Raw genomic sequence first — 16,931 nt, 5'->3', positions numbered from 1 at the left:
GAGAAATAATGCGCCAAAGTATTTTTATTACACAGCCTGAATTTGAATCGAAGCACTGGCGTGCAGCGTTTCCTGGTTGTTTAATATGCACAAAAGAACCAAACAGAGTAGCGGCATCAAGTATTATTTGGGTTTTAGCCGGTACACCGAACTGGCTTGAGCTCGTTAAAAAGTATTCGCAACAACGTTTACTCGTTATTGTTATGACCAACGAACTAGAAATAAATCAACTTAGGAGTGCGCTTGAAGCAGGAGCTAGAGGATACGTAGAAGCACTCGCCACTAAAGTAATTATTGAACAAGTACTTGAGACAATTTGTTCTGGCGGAATATGGTTACCAGGACAATTACTATCTAATTTAGTGGGAGCTTTATCAAATACACCATTAAAATATGCGAGGACGTGCGAGCTTGATTTACTCACCAAAAGAGAACGCCAAGTAGTTGATATTGTTGTAACTGGTGCTACTAATAAACAGGCTGCAGAGTCTTTAAATATTACAGAGCGTACGATTAAAGAGCATATGGGTTCTATATTTAATAAGCTAAAAGTACGCGACCGCATCCAATTAATGTTAGTTGTAAAAGGGCATTAACCGCACGGTTAATGCCTACTACTTACTCTTTAATAACCCCATCAAAGCCTAAGTTAATAAGTGTATCGAGGTCATCTTGACTGGTAACACCTTGTGCGACCACTTTAATACCAATAGAGTGCGCTAACGTACAAACCCCTCGCAGGAATGTTTGGTTATCTTGGCTGTAACTAATATTATGCCCATAAACGCTATCAATTTTAATCATTTCAAGCCCAAACTCCTGAATTTTTTTAATTTTAGTAAACTCAGGACCTACACGTTTTAACGCCACCTTAGCGCCCATACACCTTACATCTTCACAAAAGCCTTTAAATATTTTAATTTCGCTGACGGCAATACTTTCTCGTATATCAAAGCAAATTTTAGAGGCTAAATCAGGAAATGCCGATAGATAGGTAAGAATTGAAGCAAGCGCAGCATCATCAAGTAATGTTTGGGCAGATAACTCAACCGAAATCAGCTCACTTGGTGGCTCAATACTATACTGAGCAACCAACGCCTTAATTAATCCCCAATCTAAACGCGCTAATAATTTTAAGCGATTAGCCCATTGGTAATAATAACTTGCCCGATATATTTGCCCGCCAAGCTCTAGGCTCAGTCCTAATTGATGTTGCATCAACTGCCCCGTAAAACTCGTTACTGGGTATGTATTAATTTCTAGCGATTTGTTATCTAGAGCTTCTTCTATTGCATTTTGCCAACTCGTTGCATCATCAAATAACTCGCTTTTTTGTTTATTGTCACTTACTTTTGCTTGAACACCTGGTTTATTATCGGCTGATTTTAAAAGTTCATCGGCTCGTTTTAATACATCAAACCGCGTGTCATTCTTTTGGATGTAAGTGCAACTATGCGGTATAGCTAATTCAATATTTTTATACTCTTCAATAAAAGATTCATGAAGCCTAACTACTTTTTCACTCAATACCTCAATATCATCAGTATCACTAAACAGTACAGTAAAGTCATTATGTGATATTCGAGCTATGTAGTTTTCTGAAAAGTGTGCTTCATTTGATTCTAAAAACTCGATTAAAACCTGCGAAAAACGACGTAAGAAATTAACCATTTCTACACGGCTAATTTGTTCGCTCATTTTATCTAGGTTTACAACCCGAAATAAAAACAAGGCGCCATGGGCATGATCTTTCGATTTTTGTAAGTGGGCCTCAAGCGTTGCACCAAAGTATTCTCTATTTGCTAAACCAGTTAGCTCATCATGTTGTGATTTAAATCTAAGCTCTTCTAAACGTTTACTATCTTCTTTAATAATACGACTAAAACGGGTAGATAATTGGTTCATAGATTGCACTAAACGTGCAAACTCAAATGTACGAGGGACGCTCGATTTAATAAAACGTTTTTCACTAAATGCATTAGCCTGATACACAACATCATCTAGTGGTTTTAATATTCTACTTAAAAAGTAAGCACTAACTATACAAGCAAAAAAAGCGACAATTAAAAAACTAAAAAATAGTTTAAGCGCACTTTCCCATAAGGCTTGCTCAGCATATTGACTATGGCTTTCTATAAACAAAGTTCCAAATTGCTGCCAACCATTATTTACTTGCCCAACCCCTGGTTGAACATTTAATCCATACACTGCCCTAAACCACTGTGGAGCCGTCGCTTTAAGCTCATCGGTAAATGTGCGTTTAACAATCACCTCACCATTAGGGTTTTGTAGTTCTATTCGCTTATAGTGACCGGTATCAAATGTGGCTGAAACTAATAATTCAAGCTCAACGGGGTCTTTGTCTAATTGACTGATCATCAATGCAAGTGAGCTGGCGTTATCTACATTTTTTAAGTACAGCTGGGTCGAAAAATAACTTTTAGCCGAATTAGTACTAATTAAAACACTACTTATAAAGCCCACAAAAATAACAATTAATAATGCAATCCATAGCTCTTGCCTGAGTGTTATTTTTCGTTTTTTAAGATACTTAGATAAGGAAAATGATGCCATTACCACATAACTCCTTCTTGGGTTGTCTGCTCCAAAATTTTACGCCAGCGTGAAAGTCTTGCTGTTGGGCTGGCTACACTTTTGGTTGAATTATTAGCCCATAAACCTTGGCTGTTAAAGCTAAAAACAGGGCTTAAATCTACACGTTTTGCAGCAGGTAAAACCTTTGTTATTAAACTGTCTAAAATAAGTGGTTGAGCGTTTGGTGTAGCAAAATAACCTAACACCATATGCGCTTGCGTTTTGTTAGTGCCCGCAATTTTTGCTTTTACATAAATAAGGCGTAACTTGTCGTCGCTCACACCTAACGCTCTTAAGCTGATATATTTTGCTATTGCGTAATCTTCACAATCACCGAGGCCTCTGCCTAATGTTTCTAAGGGGGTTGCCCAATAATCATTTTGTTTCCAAAGCAAAATATCTGTTTGGTAGCGTAAATTACGCGCAAAAAAATCATTAACAATAAGAATTTGCTGTTGCTCTGGCTTGTTTTGAGTTTGCACCAACATGCTTTGCCAGTTGCGTGCAACCGCCGCCCGCGCAGGCCCGTACTTTTGACCCATGAGCTCTATAAAGGTATTAAATTGAATAGTTAGTCGGCTTGCAAGCACACCACTGGAGAGTACAAAAAACAGCAATAGGTAGCGCAAATTGTCTTTGCACCATATAAATAATTGAGGATTTAAATGACTTGGCTTAATCGCCATTTACAGAGCCACTGTTAATATAAGTGGCGATAAAATACATCTGTTGAGCACTACGCAATCTGCTTAAAATTAATCCTAACAACAGCATAGCACTCAATATAAGAGGATGAGATATTTTGAATAACTTTTTTAGTAGTACGTTACTTTTTTAACTTCGCGTGGTTTTACTTCACCTATGTATAAATCGTGCACACGCTTCATATTAAGCTCAAGCTCGGTCACGTAAGTATCATCTACTGCGTAAGTTTTAATTATTTGTGCACCTTTAATAAGCCCCTGCACTTTACTTTCTAAGTAATCGCCTTGAGCAATTGAGCCTTCCACCGTTGTTCCTGCGGTAATTTTTTGCCCATATACTTGCTCAGTAAGCTCGCGGTAAGCTTCAAGCTTAGAAGCCTTAATGGCCATAAGTTGCTTTTGCGAAAGGTTAGCGCCTTTTTGCAAGCTAATAGGTGCATACCCTATCGCTTTTAAAACGGGGTAATTATTTGGCTCTACATATTTATATTCAACATGCTTATCAAAAACGCTGCTACAACCACCTAAGGTTAAACACCCAAGTGTAATAAGTAATGAAATTGCTCGCATAGCATTTAGCCCTTGTATAGTAATTAGCAGTACATATGCACGTTTAATGCCATTTATGGCATTACTAATAATTACCAAATAACATTGGTACAGTCCTTGCTCTACCTAGTTAATAGCTAACGTTTAATTGGAGTAAAAGTATGAAGTCGTTTTTATCATTGGCATTTGCAGGATTAAGCGCAACGGCATTATTAACGTTCTCCCCTTTTACTAAAGCACAGTGGTATGAATCAACGGGTCACGCGAACGTCCAAAATGGTGATACAAGCGCGGCTAAATCTGCCGCTATAAAAGATGCGATTACACAGGCGTTAGTATTCTCTGGCGCACGGGTTAGCTCTGTGCAAACCTTGGTAGATGGCGTGTTAATGCAAGATCAGCTAAAAATTAGCAGCCACGGCGAAATTCAAAAAATTGAACTGGTCAGCGAAAATAAATACGACAATAAATTTGCCGTTACATTACGGCTCGATATTTTTTCTCAAACAGAGCAATGCCCACAAAATAGTTTTAATAAGTTTGTGGCCGTTACACAAAGCCAACTTGTTCATCGTGAACATGCCAAAATGGGTCAAATATTTGACGTAAGCAAAGCGATTAGCAAAAATATTTTTACTTCCCTGCAAAAATCAAAAATGAGCGCAGTGCCTATTGCTTACTATAATAATGCAATAAGCGTTGATAAGTACTTTTCGCAGCAGCACGACTATTCAAATGCCCAATTAGAAGAAATATCTTCGCGCAGTAACGCTCAATATGTATTACTTAGCCAAATAACCAGCCTTTCGACTAGCGACAAACTCAATAACGATTATGCATTTTGGCAAGACGAGGCGTATGAGCGCAGCTACAACATTGAATTTGTATTATTTGATGGCACTACCTATGAGCAACTTTGGCAAAATAGTTACCATACTCAAGCAATATGGCCATTTGAAAAAACAACCATAGTTGACGTTAATAGTGATAGGTTTTGGCAATCGCCTTATGGGCAAAGCATAACTGATATCAACCAAGCAGTAAGTTATGACATTCAAGCAGCCATGGCGTGTTTGCCAACTCAAGGCAAAATAATGCACATGGAAAATAGCAAAATCGTTATTAATTTAGGTAAAGCTCATGGTTTGAAAAAAGGCCAGATGCTAAGCATTGCTCACCATAACTATTTAACCGACGCGGCAGGTAATGTTATGCCGCACACCATCACCACGCTTAATAAAATTCGCGTTGAGCAGCTTTATCAGCAAACTGCAGTAGCAGTCAGTATTGACAATAAACCGCTACCTGGCGTGCAAATTAACGATGTAGTAGAAATAATCAGCCAAGATCTTTAATTAACCTTTTTAGTTAATTTAGCTTTTAAATTAGGGTGAGCCGATAACCACTCGCCCAATTGTTCTACACCCGATAAATGCGGATAATGCTTTCTGCATGCAAACACCACATTACGCTGCTGATTAGGGAATATAGGCAAGTAATCAATCCCTACACGGTCGGTACATGCCAGTTTTGGTACAAATGTAATACCGTCATCCATGGCCACTAACGCTAATAATGTTTCTAAACTATTGCCTTTATACTGGTTAGATACATCGACTCCCGCAGAAAAACAAAACTTTTGGGCTTGATCTTTAAAGCAATGACCATCACTTAACATTAGTAGGCTGCATCCTTGAAGGTCGCTCAACGCCACTTTTTTATGCTTAGAAAGCGCGTTATCTTGTGATACCGCCACTAAAAAATCTTCTTTGTATAAAGCAACCGTATGGTAATTAATAAGCTCTGGCACATCGGCTAAAATAGCAAAGTCGAGTTCGCCATTATTTAAAGCTTCTAAAATTGTTGCTGTTTGCATCTCAATAAACGAAAACTGACTATCAATAAATGCCGCTTTCATTGATGTTAATAACGCAGGCAACAAGTAAGGCGCAATGGTAGGAATAATACCAATAGTTAATTTACCTTGTAGAGGCTCATTAGAAGTAGCAGCAAGTTCTTTGAGTATTTGCGTTTGTTCTAAAATAATCTCTATTTGCGTCAACAAACGTTCACCTTTTGCTGTTAACGTAACTTGTTTAGTTGAGCGGTCAAATAAAGTAACGCCAAGCTCATGTTCGAGTTTTTTTACTTGGCCACTTAATGTAGGCTGACTTACAAAACATGCATCGGCAGCTTTGCGAAAGTGCTTGTATTGCGCTATTGCTTTTACATATTCAAAATCTTTTAAGTTCATATTCAGCTTTACGTGATAGTTTATAACTATCAGTTTAATACAAACAAACGATTGGAACTATATTTAATTATTCACCATAATGGCTATCAACAAATCAAGAGGAACAAAAACTATGTTAAACAATATCGAAGGTCAAACAGTCCCAAGTGTTACATTTGCAACTCGTCAAAATAACGAATGGAAATCAGTAACAACAGATGAAATTTTTAAAGGTAAAACGGTTGTAGTGTTTTCACTACCTGGTGCATTCACACCAACATGTTCATCAACTCACTTACCACGTTACAACGAATTAGCGGGCGTACTTAAGCAAAATGGCGTTGATGAAATTGTATGTTTATCAGTAAACGATACCTTTGTAATGAACGCATGGGCTGAACATCAAGAAGCGCAAAACATTACTTTATTACCAGACGGCAACGGCGAATTTACTGACGGCATGGGCATGTTAGTAGACAAAAACGACCTAGGCTTTGGTAAGCGCAGCTGGAGATACTCTATGCTGGTTAAAGACGGCGTGATTGACAAAATGTTCATCGAACCAGATTTACCAGGTGACCCGTTTGAAGTATCTGATGCAGACACAATGCTTGATTACATCAACCCTAAGCAAGCTAAACCAGAACCTGTAAGCATCTTTACTAAACCTGGCTGTCCTTTCTGTAAAAAAGCAAAAGAGCTTCTTGCAGAAAAAGGCTTCGCATATGAAGAGATTGTTATGGGTGCCGGCGCATCACTAACAAGTCTAAAAGCTGTATCTGGTCGTGACACTGTTCCACAAATATTCATTGGTGGTAAACACATCGGTGGTTCAGACGACTTAGAAAAATACTTTGCTTAATTAAGTAAAAAATAGCAGGGGCGTACGCGCCCCTCTATATCAATCTCATCGCTTAGATTGAAAATAATAAAGGATACCACTATGAAAGAATTGCAAACCGATGTTGTTGTTATAGGCGCTGGCACTGCTGGTTTAAGTGCTTATCGTAATGCTAAACAGTTCACACAAAATGTATTAATGATCGAATCAGGTCCATACGGCACCACATGTGCACGTGTTGGTTGTATGCCAAGCAAGTTATTGATTGCAGCCGCCGAAGCCGCACACGCAATTGAAATGGCACCTGCATTTGGTGTTCATAGCTCAAAGCCAGTCATTGATGGCAAAGCAGTTATGGCACGCGTTAAAAGTGAACGAGATCGTTTTGTAGGATTCGTAGTAGAAGCCGTAGATGAATTACCAGATGGTGATAAAATTCGTGGTTACGCTAAATTTTTAGACGCAAACCGCATACAAATAGACGACCATACAATTATAACAGCAAAACGCTTTGTAATTGCCACCGGTTCACGCCCTTCATACCCTGGCGTATTTAATAACTTTGGTGACAAACTTATTATAAACGACGATGTATTTGATTGGGATGACCTACCAGAATCAGTCGCTGTATTTGGCCCTGGTGTAATAGGTCTTGAAATTGGCCAAGCACTTAGCCGACTAGGCGTAAATGTAAAACTATTTGGTGTAGGCGGCGCAATTGGCCCACTTACAGATCCAGTAGTAAAAGACTACGCGAATACTGTTTTTGCTGAAGAATTTTTTGTAGATACCGACTCAAACGTATCTGACATGATGCAAGTTGGCGACAAAGCACAGCTAACTTACACCGACAAACAAGGTGAAAAACACACCGAACAGTTTGACTACGTACTTGCAGCCACAGGCCGAGTACCTAACGTAGATAAACTAGGCCTTGAAAACACCGGCATTGAACTTGATGAACGCGGCGTACCGCACGCAGACACACATACAATGCAATGTGGTGAGTCGAACATATTTATAGCCGGCGATGCAAGTAACATGCTCCCATTGTTACACGAAGCATCTGACCAAGGTGCTATTGCAGGTCAAAATGCAGGGCGCTTCCCAGATGTACGTATAGGTCTGCGCAGAGCAAAAATTGCAGCTGTATTTAGCGACCCACAAATAGCCATGGTCGGCGAAAGCTACAAGCAAATTACTGACCGATTAGGCCCATGCGGTTGTTTTGAAGTAGGCGAAGTAAGCTTTGAAAACCAAGGCCGTAGCCGAGTAATGCTTAAAAACAAAGGTCATATGCGTGTATATGCAGAGCAAGGTACAGGCTTATTTTTAGGTGCAGAATTTATTGGCCCACAAGCCGAACACATCGCTCACTTATTGGCTTGGGCTGTACAAAACAAAATGACCGTACCAGAAATGCTTGATATGCCATTTTACCATCCAGTAATTGAAGAAGGGTTACGTACCGCCCTTCGCGACTTAAACGCCAAACTTAAATTTGGCCCAGACATTGTAAATTCATGTATGGAATGTGGCCCAGGCGCATAACCTATTTACCACACATACAAACTTGCTAAGCAAAAGCCAAAACTAACGTTTTGGCTTTTTTTTATAATTTTTTTGAGCTGACCTCTCAAAAAAAAATTTAGCTGTTACACTTAATTGATAATTCAATTAAAAAGATGGAATAGCTATGCCCAATAATAAATTTAGACTAGTCACTCGCAGCGATTTTGATGGCTTAGTTTGTGCCGTATTGCTCAAAGACTTAGACCTAATTGACGATATTTTATTTGTTCATCCAAAAGACATGCAAGATGGCAAAATAGACATTACCGAAAACGACATTACGACCAACCTCCCCTACGTTGCAGGCTGTCATATAGCATTCGATCATCACCTTAGTGAAACCGTTCGCAACTCAAGCGACATAAAAAACCATATTATTGACCCAAAAGCACCATCAGCAGCTCGCGTAGTTTATGACTATTATGGCGGCGCTGAAAAACTTCCAAATATTTCTGTTGAAATGATGGACGCGGTAGACAAAGGCGATGCTGCTCAGTTTTCAAAAGACGAAATATTAAACCCAACAGATTGGGTATTAATGAACTTTATTATGGATGCGCGAACTGGACTTGGCCGTTTTCGCGAGTTTAAAATTTCAAATTACCAATTAATGATGAAACTGATTGATGCTTGTAAAGATCAGAGCATCGAAGAAATCCTACAAATGGAAGACGTAGCCGAACGTGTTGCTTTATATAACGAGCATAACGAAAAAGCCAAAGAGCAAATTTCTCAATGCGCTACCGTCCATAAAAACTTAGTGGTCCTTGATTTAACTCAAGAAGAAACAATTTACGCCACAAACCGATTTGTTATTTATGCCATGTACCCCGACTGCAATATCTCGATTCATAAAATGTGGGGCCTTAAAAAGCAAAACGTAGTGTATGCCATAGGTAAATCAATCACTAACCGCAGTTCAAACACCAATGTTGGCGAACTGTGCCTTAAATACGGCGGCGGCGGCCATTTAAATGCAGGTACTTGCCAAGTAGAAACAAGTAAAGCTGAAGCCGTGCTTAGTGAGTTAATCGATAAAATTACTAGTGATGGTTAAGACCTAGCTAACAAAATTATAAAGTGAGTGGATTTATATTTACTCGCTTTTTTATTTATAAGAACTTAACCAGAAAGTTGATTCTTTGCTAACGCCTCACGGATTAGTTATTAACGCCTTAAGTTTCCAAGAACAGCATTGAACGTTCAGGAAAGATTACGATCATTTTGTATTTTTCACTTAACTTTACAAAGTAGACCTTCCCTAAGCACTCTCCTTCCCAATACTCGCTTATAAACAACATCGGATATAACTTACAACTCCTAACTATAATGTCTCGAAGTTTATTTATATGCATAGCAGCATATAAATTTTAGCGTATGTGTAGTAACTTTTATTCTTTCTGATAACCTAAACGGAAATTGGTTTACCACTATAATTTGCAGTAAATAACAATGAAGTTGAAACCTTTAATTCTCACCGCTCTTTTAGTAATGACTCTCATTACATTTCATAGCAATGCGCAAGAGAGTCGTTGTACAAATTATGGCTCTGTTATTTCAAGTCTTTATAATTCGATAGAGACTCTAAACGTCAAAAAATTAAAGGCAATAAACGAACATTTAAAAAATCATTGTGTTCATAACAATATTGAAACTCACCTTTTATTCAGTGAGTTAACAATTGCTGATGCTGAAAAAGATAGAAATAACATAGAGCTTATTAGAAACAAGATTACAGCCTTAAATATTTTAGATAAAAGTAATCCTCGCTTTGCATGGCATCTATACGTAATGGCTCAAAGTTGGTTTTGGGATTCAAAGACTGAAAAAGCAATTGCATTACTTAGTGAATACAAATCCTATTTTATAGGTGAGCCAAAAAACTCTATTGAAGTTAGAGCTTTATCTTTAATAGGCGGCTATTTTGATAATGCCGAATCGAGCATAGAAAAAGAAAAAAATACCTATTTTGATAAAGCTGAGATTAAAGCAAATGAAATTGGTGATCCTGAATTAATATTATACGTTAACTTTAGAAAAGGCAGCGAAGCCTATCCCGATTTAAATACTGATAGTGCTGTTGAATATAAAAAGAAAAGAGATAAATGGGTTAGCATGCTAGATTCAGTGGATTCTTGTGTAACCAAAGCTGAAGTATTACTTTATTGGGGGTACTTGGAGATTGAAGACAAGAACAAAAGCTTATCAACATTAAAAGAGGCTATCCAGATATTATCTGACTTTGGCGTCACTAGAACGGCATTAGACGGCTCCATATTATATATTCAATTATTACAAAGTTATGGTGAATTGTCAGAAGCTGAGTCCATGATTAATAAATTAATTGAAGACCACTATAGCTTAATGGACGACTATCAGATAAAAAAGTTATATAAATGGCTTTTTGAATTGAGTAAGTCACAAAAACGATTCGAAGATGCTATGAAATATAAAGATAACTATTACGAAAACTTACTTAGTGAAGACGATAAGAGCCAAAAAGAATTAGATGAATTACTCGCTGAATATAAAGTTGAAGAGCAAAAAAGCGCAAACAGAATTTTAGAACAGTCGCTTGAAGTAACTAAATTAGAAAAAGAAAATGAAAAACAAAAAAATTATATTTTAGTTATGTTTATTATCACGTTATCGATAACTGTACTTTTGCTTTCACTCATTGTTTACCGGAGTCAAAAATCTAAAAATGAACTGAGTAAATTAGCAATGATTGATGTGCTAACTGGTGCGCCAAATAGACGAGCAATTACCATTCAAGCAACCAAAGAATTAGCAATCGCTCAACGCAAATGTCAAAATTTAACAATACTATTGGCTGACTTAGATGACTTTAAATCTATAAATGATATTTATGGGCATGATGTGGGGGATTTTGTGCTAAAGAAATTTGCAGATATTGCTTCAGAAAATATTAGAGCAATGGATAAATTTGGTCGCTGGGGAGGTGAAGAGTGGTTATTTATCCTACCAGCTACTTCGATTGAAGAAGCAAAAAATTTATTTGAGCGTCTTTCAAGTAAATTATCCAAGGTGGAAGTCGATGGTCTTTCAAATATAACATTCTCAATGGGAGCAGTTGAACTTTATAGCAATTCTGATTCAGATTTAAATTCATTAATAAGGAAAGCCGATGATAAGTTATATATAGCTAAAAAATCTGGTAAAAACAGAGTTTGCTTTGCCCCAAAATAGCTAATTAAGAACCTTACCTTATGCGCGGTAAGAAAATATATATCGATGACAAACTGACTTTCAGCTTGGATACACAATTATCCAAAAGGTAGTAATTTGAACGGCAGCTTTTTACTTTTGAGCGAAAGTTTCAAAGATTACTGAAGAACTAAAGTTGGCCAAACTAGTAGCTAGTATCGCTTCGTTTTGGATAAATATTAGTCTTTGATTTAATTGGTAGCCCCTGCAAACACCAGATTAAGAGCATAAACCATTGAAATAAATCAAATTAAACAAAATCACAGCAAGACAATGTAACTATCAGTGTAACTAAACTGTTTTGTCACTACTTTGCTAATCTTATTTACAGCGTTTATGAGAAGTGAAATTATTGGACTACAAATAGAAAAGGATAATTATTCATGGAACGAATTAAATTAATATTCAAAATTAAATAGCTAATTAGATATCCAACCAAATGTAAGTTTACTTATAGACATAATTAAAAAAATTAAGATATGTGGGTGTCAACATAGTTATAGGAATATAGTACTCTATTCAGAATCTATATACTTACTCAAAGGGAAAGAATGAACAAGCATCACTATACTACCATAGAGACACTAGCTCTGATTCTTAATTCAAAGAAGATTCGATTCAACCGACTTACGAATGTTGATGATGTTCAGGAATCAAAAAATTACGGAAAATATGATCTTTCGCCATTTATTTATATTAGTTGTTGGACAACTAATGACGAGGAAAGTATTCCTCTTTGGAAAATGTACACTTCAGACATGAGAGGGGTTCGCATCACATTTGACGATAACCCTTTTTATATGAGAAAGCCAAATCCTTTAGATATGCCTAACCTAAATATTAATATTTCTGATGATACCTTATCGCCAATCCCACTTAATCAAATGATGTGTGATCAATATTATATATCGCCAGACTTCTTAATAAAAAGGCACTTCGGGAAAGAGGTCAAGTATGTTGATAATGTTTCAGGGATATATGAAAACACAGTTGATTTACAAGTTCAGCCTGATGGGCAAGCAACTATGAGTATCCCAGTAGCAGGTAATTTAGCTATTCACAAGAATAAGGTATGGTCTTTTCAAGAGGAGTATAGATACAACCTATTGGCTTTCCCTCCACCTCCTAATGGATACTGCTCAAAAAATATTATTGAAATTTCTAATACCGCAATTAAATCAATATACTTGGGTATTCCTCCTAAGACAGAATTCATCGACGTAGATATCTGCCCAAAAAAGCTTTCTAATATGTCTATCACTTTAGGCCCACTATGCTCATATGCAGATGAACTTTTAGTAAAGGCATTAATAGAAAAGTATTCACCAAAATCAAACTTTAAAAAGAGCAAGCTGAGTGGTCAAATTCGACAACGTCGTTAAAAAAAGCTAAGCCCCCCATGACTCAGCTTGCATCAATAAACCATATGCAAACAAAAAATGATAATTTTATTGAGTCATGTTTAAGTTCCAAAAATGAAGCTACAGTGATTAATTTAACTAAGTATAATTACAAAAGAACAAACTGATTTTTCCAGCGTCAAAATGTTCCCCCTTAAACTTATCAACCTTACAAAACAAAACTTAAATTTTTTACTATCCTGCGTTTTGTTATGTTCTACTGCGACTAGGGACACAAACTATAAAGCTATCAAATTGCATAATACCCACACATCAGTAAACTATCTCTTAAATATCACTCAATATCATCGAGGCTGACTTATGAGCTATTCAATTATGCAAGCGGGACAAAGCACTAAGAACAAAGCGACAGGATCATTAAAAACCCTGTCAGATTTAGAGCAAAATCGTGAAATGACAAATAATAATTTAGATCAGCAGCAGAAAAGTGCTCAACTTAGTGGCGCTGGTTCAGGCGCAATGATTGGAACGCAAATAATGCCAGGCTGGGGAACGGCTATTGGGGCAGCGGTTGGCTTTGTAGCTGGATCACTTTAAATTACAAATTAAGTTTAGTAACCCATACCTCCCCCATTTGTTATGCATAGAGCTAATACTGGTCGGTATATAATAATTCTAATTTTTAAGTAATTAAAAATCGATAAGAATGCGTTTACACAAAGGAATGATCATGAGTAAAAAAAAGAACGATAACACAACAATAGTCTCTACATGTTTGTACGGGTTTACGATTGTCGTCTTGTTTTTTGTTGTTGCTTGGTATTTTTTTAGTTCTTTTAATTTTAATTTAGACGCCCCATTAAAGAATTGGGTAGATACTGCAAGCTACTTTAATGGAATATTAACTCCTCCGTTATTGGCTATTACCTCTATTTTTATTTTCCTCACTTGGCAGACAAGCAAAAAAGAACTTAAAGCAACTAACGATGTTTTAGAATTTGATAAAGCGATAAAGATTTTTAATGCGATGTTAGATAGTTCAACCAAGGCATTCGAACGAAAGATTTCATTTAAGCAAAAAAATCAAGCTTACAATAAGCTACTCAACGACAGTGCTAAAAATGAAAAAATGCCGCTATATGAAATACTTGAAGATGAACGTGCCAACCGTGAACTATCTAAGTACAGGTTTTGTTGTGTTCTAAAAGATTTTACTCATGAGGAATGTTTTACTAAATTTGGAGAACCTAAGTATGCTCCATCAACAGATATACATAATTTAGAGGATACAGCCCTAGTTCTCGCTCTATTTAAACATGAACTAATGAATCAATATTACATGGACTTACCAAAAGAAGAATTAGCTAAACCAATTCGTAGGTTCTTCGATATTTTAGATTTTATTGCAAGGTATAACGATAACCATGAGGTTCGTAATGCTCTTATCGATTTATTTCTCTTTAATATTGATGAGATGACATTAGATCTCCTTTCAGAGGGTCCATTGAATGAACATGAAATTTTTAACCTTATTCTCGAAAATTAACAACAACCATCTAACAAGCAAATTGCTAAAATTGTTTCTCGAACTACTCCAGATAGACGTGACAAATTACGGCAACAAAAAATATTGCCCGGTCTGTAAAGTTAATTTTCAACTAAGAGCTTACAGTGCCTTTTATTAGACGCCTAAAAAAACAAATCGTTTATTTAAGCCCTCATTTGTTCCGAATTTAATAACTACCAGATAAAAAACAACTACTTAAAATTTTAATTGTTCCGCCATTTGTTCCGCACTGTTCACCCTGTCACACGCTTTAAAAGAGCCATAAAACCCATTAGCCCTTAGCTTTATCCTACTAGCACCGTAATTTTTAGCCTGAGTAGCTTTGTAGCCCTTCCCACGCGCTTTAGCTAAATAAGATATACGGTAAATAGCCTCTTGCTGTGACTCCAAGCAATCACGCTTCATGATGTAATAACAATTTTTTGGTACATAAGCCGAACCGTTAAGCTCGCCCCATATCTGTAAAACCTTCTTGGTTATGCTGTTTGGATAGTTAACTTTTGACGCATCAAGCATAAGCGCATAGTGGTAATGTTGACGTTTTGCCCTCTCAAGCTCTCTACACCATACAAAACCAATACGACTAACCCCATATTGAGCCTTAACCCATTTAAACAGCCTACGGTTAAATACAGTGATGATTTTGTTATCTGGCGTGTACGACTCCATACGCAAATCAAAACGAATTAACATCACACGACTATGGTTGCTCAACATAGCCTCAATCTGGTCTAGCATAGCTCGCATAGGCTTAACCATTAATCCACTTTTTCCAGCGTTTACCCACCATCCTTTTTCACCGTGGACAAAAATGTGTTCATACCCTTTATCATTGTTATTTATGGTTAGTTGGTTAGTCATTCATGAGCCGTAGATATTATTAAATACCCAGTTAATTGTTAGTAGCTACTATCCATAGCTATAACGCCTCTACTGGGGCGCATCTTCAAAAATAGCCTTTTTTCGAGGGTAAAAAACCGACTTTGAGTGTTCATATTGCTTCACCAACAAAAAGCCATAAACGACAAAGCACACAGCGATAGTATTCGCTTACATAAAAATACTGGTACATAGGTTTTTTAGGCTATTTTCTTAGGTGGGTTTCCCTTGGCCACGATCACTACCAAGGGATAATTCAAAGTTGATTTAATATGCTGGTGGCGCATATTTTTATTAAGCGGCCTGTTCATCAGAACGAGTAGACATTTTGCCTAATTCTTTTATAGCATCCTCAAGCAGACCATCCACCAGCCAAATTACATTACTCAGATGACCTCCAAGCAATCCGCCAAACCCCTCACTATTGCGCAAAGCGTCCAGCACCGTTTTAGCCTGAATTAAAAGCTGCTCAAATTTCAATTGTTCTCTAGGAATTTCACCAAAATACATATCAACGCTATCCGTTAAAACTCCCCCTATGCGATCGCTAACCGTCCAAAGTAAGTTTGCTAATGTGGCCCCTGTCATAGACTTGTAGTTATCATTAGCAGTAATAAACACTGTTAGGCTATGTACCTGACTTACCGCCCCATCAAGATAGTCAAAATTGTCTGCCGAAATGCTAGCATCATATTTCATATTGTTTGTAGTCATCGTCCTGTTCCTTTTAATTAAATTTTTAATAGCCGGTAATGGCAATACTTTAGTAATTACTTATGACAAACGATTAAAAGGCGCCAACAAATCCGCCTCTTGCTCCTTGCTTAATACTCCTGCTTTTCGCCTTGCCCGGCTCGCGTTAATCTCTTTCAAAATTGCCGCTGCTATTTCTGGTGATGAAAAGCTATATCTAAGATGAGTACCTATACCGTCTGGGTTCTCATCATTCACTCGCGTTAACTCAAAACCGTGCAAGCGCTCTAACTGCGTAAAGTAGTTCCTGCCACTGGATAGTCCAACGTTACGCAAAATATCGTTTTCTGTAGCACCTGCAGGGTGCTGTAAAATATAAATAAATGCTCGCTCTTTCTTTGGCTGCGTTCTCGGCTTTTTTGGGCTATTATCATTGGCTGCTGAATTGGCTTGAGTGGCGGCTTTTTTGCCGCTGCTCCCTTTCATTAGGCCGCCCCTTTCACTTCATTAGCACCGGGCAAGCTTTCCATCCATTTTTGAATATCACTAGCAAGCCAGCCCATAGCCTTAATACCTAGCTTTTTTCTAGCAGGGAACTTACCCGCCTTTTCCCAGCGGTTAATCGTAGATACGCTAGCGCCAGTAATTTCCACAACATCATTTAATTTTAAAATTCTATCTGTCATCGCCTTTCACCTTCTATTTTATT

17 protein-coding genes are annotated in these 16,931 nt (G+C 37.3%); 9 read left to right on the top strand and 8 right to left on the bottom strand.

What is annotated here, in order from left to right; all coding sequences use genetic code 11:
- The first annotated feature begins 8 nt into the window (after positions 1-8).
- The gene (locus tag I6E69_RS10885) at positions 9-596 is read left to right on the top strand and encodes a response regulator transcription factor (protein ID WP_197121241.1); all 588 of its coding nucleotides are present in this window, start codon (positions 9-11) and stop codon (positions 594-596) included.
- A 22-nt stretch (positions 597-618) separates the two neighbouring features.
- Here I6E69_RS10885 and I6E69_RS10880 read toward each other — a convergent pair whose 3' ends face one another.
- From I6E69_RS10880 to I6E69_RS10870, 3 genes are all read right to left on the bottom strand, one after another.
- The gene (locus tag I6E69_RS10880; RefSeq protein ID WP_197121240.1) at positions 619-2,574 is read right to left on the bottom strand and encodes a LapD/MoxY N-terminal periplasmic domain-containing protein; all 1,956 of its coding nucleotides are present in this window, start codon (positions 2,572-2,574) and stop codon (positions 619-621) included.
- Positions 2,574-3,281 (bottom strand): transglutaminase-like cysteine peptidase, encoded by a 708-nt coding sequence (locus tag I6E69_RS10875; protein WP_197121239.1) that lies wholly within the window; start codon positions 3,279-3,281, stop codon positions 2,574-2,576. The genes I6E69_RS10880 and I6E69_RS10875 overlap by 1 nt, the downstream gene beginning before the upstream one ends.
- A 129-nt stretch (positions 3,282-3,410) precedes the next feature.
- Positions 3,411-3,869, bottom strand: a complete 459-nt coding sequence (locus I6E69_RS10870) for an LPP20 family lipoprotein (RefSeq protein WP_197121238.1) — start codon at positions 3,867-3,869, stop codon at positions 3,411-3,413.
- Positions 3,870-4,009: 140 nt separating this feature from the next.
- On the opposite strand from I6E69_RS10870, the gene I6E69_RS10865 reads away from it, so the two are divergent.
- The gene (locus tag I6E69_RS10865) at positions 4,010-5,203 is read left to right on the top strand and encodes a flagellar assembly protein FlgT (RefSeq protein ID WP_149602267.1); all 1,194 of its coding nucleotides are present in this window, start codon (positions 4,010-4,012) and stop codon (positions 5,201-5,203) included.
- Here the strand turns inward: I6E69_RS10865 and I6E69_RS10860 are convergent.
- On the bottom strand, positions 5,200-6,102 hold the full coding sequence (locus tag I6E69_RS10860; RefSeq protein WP_138488688.1) for a LysR substrate-binding domain-containing protein: 903 nt from the start codon (positions 6,100-6,102) through the stop codon (positions 5,200-5,202). The genes I6E69_RS10865 and I6E69_RS10860 overlap by 4 nt on opposite strands.
- Positions 6,103-6,214: 112 nt before the next feature.
- Here I6E69_RS10860 and I6E69_RS10855 point away from each other — a divergent pair, with 112 nt between their 5' ends.
- The 7 genes from I6E69_RS10855 (at position 6,215) to I6E69_RS10825 (ending at position 14,629) form a co-directional block, all read left to right on the top strand.
- Entirely contained in the window at positions 6,215-6,943 is a 729-nt protein-coding gene (locus I6E69_RS10855) for a glutathione peroxidase (RefSeq protein ID WP_002961336.1), read from the top strand.
- A gap of 81 nt (positions 6,944-7,024) precedes the next feature.
- Complete coding sequence (locus I6E69_RS10850; protein WP_149602265.1) at positions 7,025-8,473, top strand: dihydrolipoyl dehydrogenase; 1,449 nt, start codon at positions 7,025-7,027, stop codon at positions 8,471-8,473.
- A 145-nt stretch (positions 8,474-8,618) separates the two neighbouring features.
- Positions 8,619-9,551, top strand: a complete 933-nt coding sequence (locus tag I6E69_RS10845; protein WP_002961341.1) for a hypothetical protein — start codon at positions 8,619-8,621, stop codon at positions 9,549-9,551.
- 395 nt (positions 9,552-9,946) lie between these two features.
- Positions 9,947-11,704, top strand: coding sequence for a GGDEF domain-containing protein (locus tag I6E69_RS10840; protein WP_197121237.1), 1,758 nt, complete (start codon positions 9,947-9,949; stop codon positions 11,702-11,704).
- Between the two features lie 569 nt (positions 11,705-12,273).
- Complete coding sequence (locus tag I6E69_RS10835; protein WP_182749739.1) at positions 12,274-13,104, top strand: DUF2971 domain-containing protein; 831 nt, start codon at positions 12,274-12,276, stop codon at positions 13,102-13,104.
- Between the two features lie 339 nt (positions 13,105-13,443).
- Positions 13,444-13,680, top strand: coding sequence for a DUF1269 domain-containing protein (locus tag I6E69_RS10830; RefSeq protein WP_197121236.1), 237 nt, complete (start codon positions 13,444-13,446; stop codon positions 13,678-13,680).
- Between the two features lie 133 nt (positions 13,681-13,813).
- Positions 13,814-14,629, top strand: a complete 816-nt coding sequence (locus I6E69_RS10825) for a hypothetical protein (RefSeq protein WP_182749738.1) — start codon at positions 13,814-13,816, stop codon at positions 14,627-14,629.
- 216 nt (positions 14,630-14,845) lie between these two features.
- Here the strand turns inward: I6E69_RS10825 and I6E69_RS10820 are convergent, their stop codons facing one another.
- From I6E69_RS10820 to I6E69_RS10805, 4 genes are all read right to left on the bottom strand, one after another.
- On the bottom strand, positions 14,846-15,511 hold the full coding sequence (locus I6E69_RS10820; RefSeq protein WP_231619765.1) for an inovirus-type Gp2 protein: 666 nt from the start codon (positions 15,509-15,511) through the stop codon (positions 14,846-14,848).
- A 312-nt stretch (positions 15,512-15,823) separates the two neighbouring features.
- Positions 15,824-16,243, bottom strand: coding sequence for a hypothetical protein (locus I6E69_RS10815; RefSeq protein WP_182749736.1), 420 nt, complete (start codon positions 16,241-16,243; stop codon positions 15,824-15,826).
- Between the two features lie 60 nt (positions 16,244-16,303).
- Positions 16,304-16,708, bottom strand: a complete 405-nt coding sequence (locus I6E69_RS10810) for a hypothetical protein (protein ID WP_182749734.1) — start codon at positions 16,706-16,708, stop codon at positions 16,304-16,306.
- On the bottom strand, positions 16,708-16,908 hold the full coding sequence (locus I6E69_RS10805; RefSeq protein WP_121637829.1) for an AlpA family transcriptional regulator: 201 nt from the start codon (positions 16,906-16,908) through the stop codon (positions 16,708-16,710). The genes I6E69_RS10810 and I6E69_RS10805 overlap by 1 nt, the downstream gene beginning before the upstream one ends.
- Positions 16,909-16,931: the final 23 nt, after the last annotated feature.

Source organism: Pseudoalteromonas sp. NZS100 (assembly GCF_015864815.1).
GTDB lineage: Bacteria > Pseudomonadota > Gammaproteobacteria > Enterobacterales > Alteromonadaceae > Pseudoalteromonas > Pseudoalteromonas distincta.
Note: the sequence above shows the minus strand (reverse complement) of the source record. Positions and strands in the feature narration are given on the sequence as shown.

Coding starts and splice junctions, on each gene's coding strand:
- I6E69_RS10820 (WP_231619765.1), bottom strand. CDS start 15,511: ATGACTAACCAACTAACCATAAATAACAATGATAAAGGGTATGAACAC.
- I6E69_RS10815 (WP_182749736.1), bottom strand. CDS start 16,243: ATGACTACAAACAATATGAAATATGATGCTAGCATTTCGGCAGACAAT.
- I6E69_RS10860 (WP_138488688.1), bottom strand. CDS start 6,102: ATGAACTTAAAAGATTTTGAATATGTAAAAGCAATAGCGCAATACAAG.
- I6E69_RS10885 (WP_197121241.1), top strand. CDS start 9: ATGCGCCAAAGTATTTTTATTACACAGCCTGAATTTGAATCGAAGCAC.
- I6E69_RS10840 (WP_197121237.1), top strand. CDS start 9,947: ATGAAGTTGAAACCTTTAATTCTCACCGCTCTTTTAGTAATGACTCTC.
- I6E69_RS10880 (WP_197121240.1), bottom strand. CDS start 2,574: ATGGCATCATTTTCCTTATCTAAGTATCTTAAAAAACGAAAAATAACA.
- I6E69_RS10875 (WP_197121239.1), bottom strand. CDS start 3,281: ATGGCGATTAAGCCAAGTCATTTAAATCCTCAATTATTTATATGGTGC.
- I6E69_RS10835 (WP_182749739.1), top strand. CDS start 12,274: ATGAACAAGCATCACTATACTACCATAGAGACACTAGCTCTGATTCTT.
- I6E69_RS10810 (WP_182749734.1), bottom strand. CDS start 16,708: ATGAAAGGGAGCAGCGGCAAAAAAGCCGCCACTCAAGCCAATTCAGCA.
- I6E69_RS10805 (WP_121637829.1), bottom strand. CDS start 16,908: ATGACAGATAGAATTTTAAAATTAAATGATGTTGTGGAAATTACTGGC.
- I6E69_RS10845 (WP_002961341.1), top strand. CDS start 8,619: ATGCCCAATAATAAATTTAGACTAGTCACTCGCAGCGATTTTGATGGC.
- I6E69_RS10850 (WP_149602265.1), top strand. CDS start 7,025: ATGAAAGAATTGCAAACCGATGTTGTTGTTATAGGCGCTGGCACTGCT.
- I6E69_RS10825 (WP_182749738.1), top strand. CDS start 13,814: ATGAGTAAAAAAAAGAACGATAACACAACAATAGTCTCTACATGTTTG.
- I6E69_RS10830 (WP_197121236.1), top strand. CDS start 13,444: ATGAGCTATTCAATTATGCAAGCGGGACAAAGCACTAAGAACAAAGCG.
- I6E69_RS10870 (WP_197121238.1), bottom strand. CDS start 3,869: ATGCGAGCAATTTCATTACTTATTACACTTGGGTGTTTAACCTTAGGT.
- I6E69_RS10855 (WP_002961336.1), top strand. CDS start 6,215: ATGTTAAACAATATCGAAGGTCAAACAGTCCCAAGTGTTACATTTGCA.
- I6E69_RS10865 (WP_149602267.1), top strand. CDS start 4,010: ATGAAGTCGTTTTTATCATTGGCATTTGCAGGATTAAGCGCAACGGCA.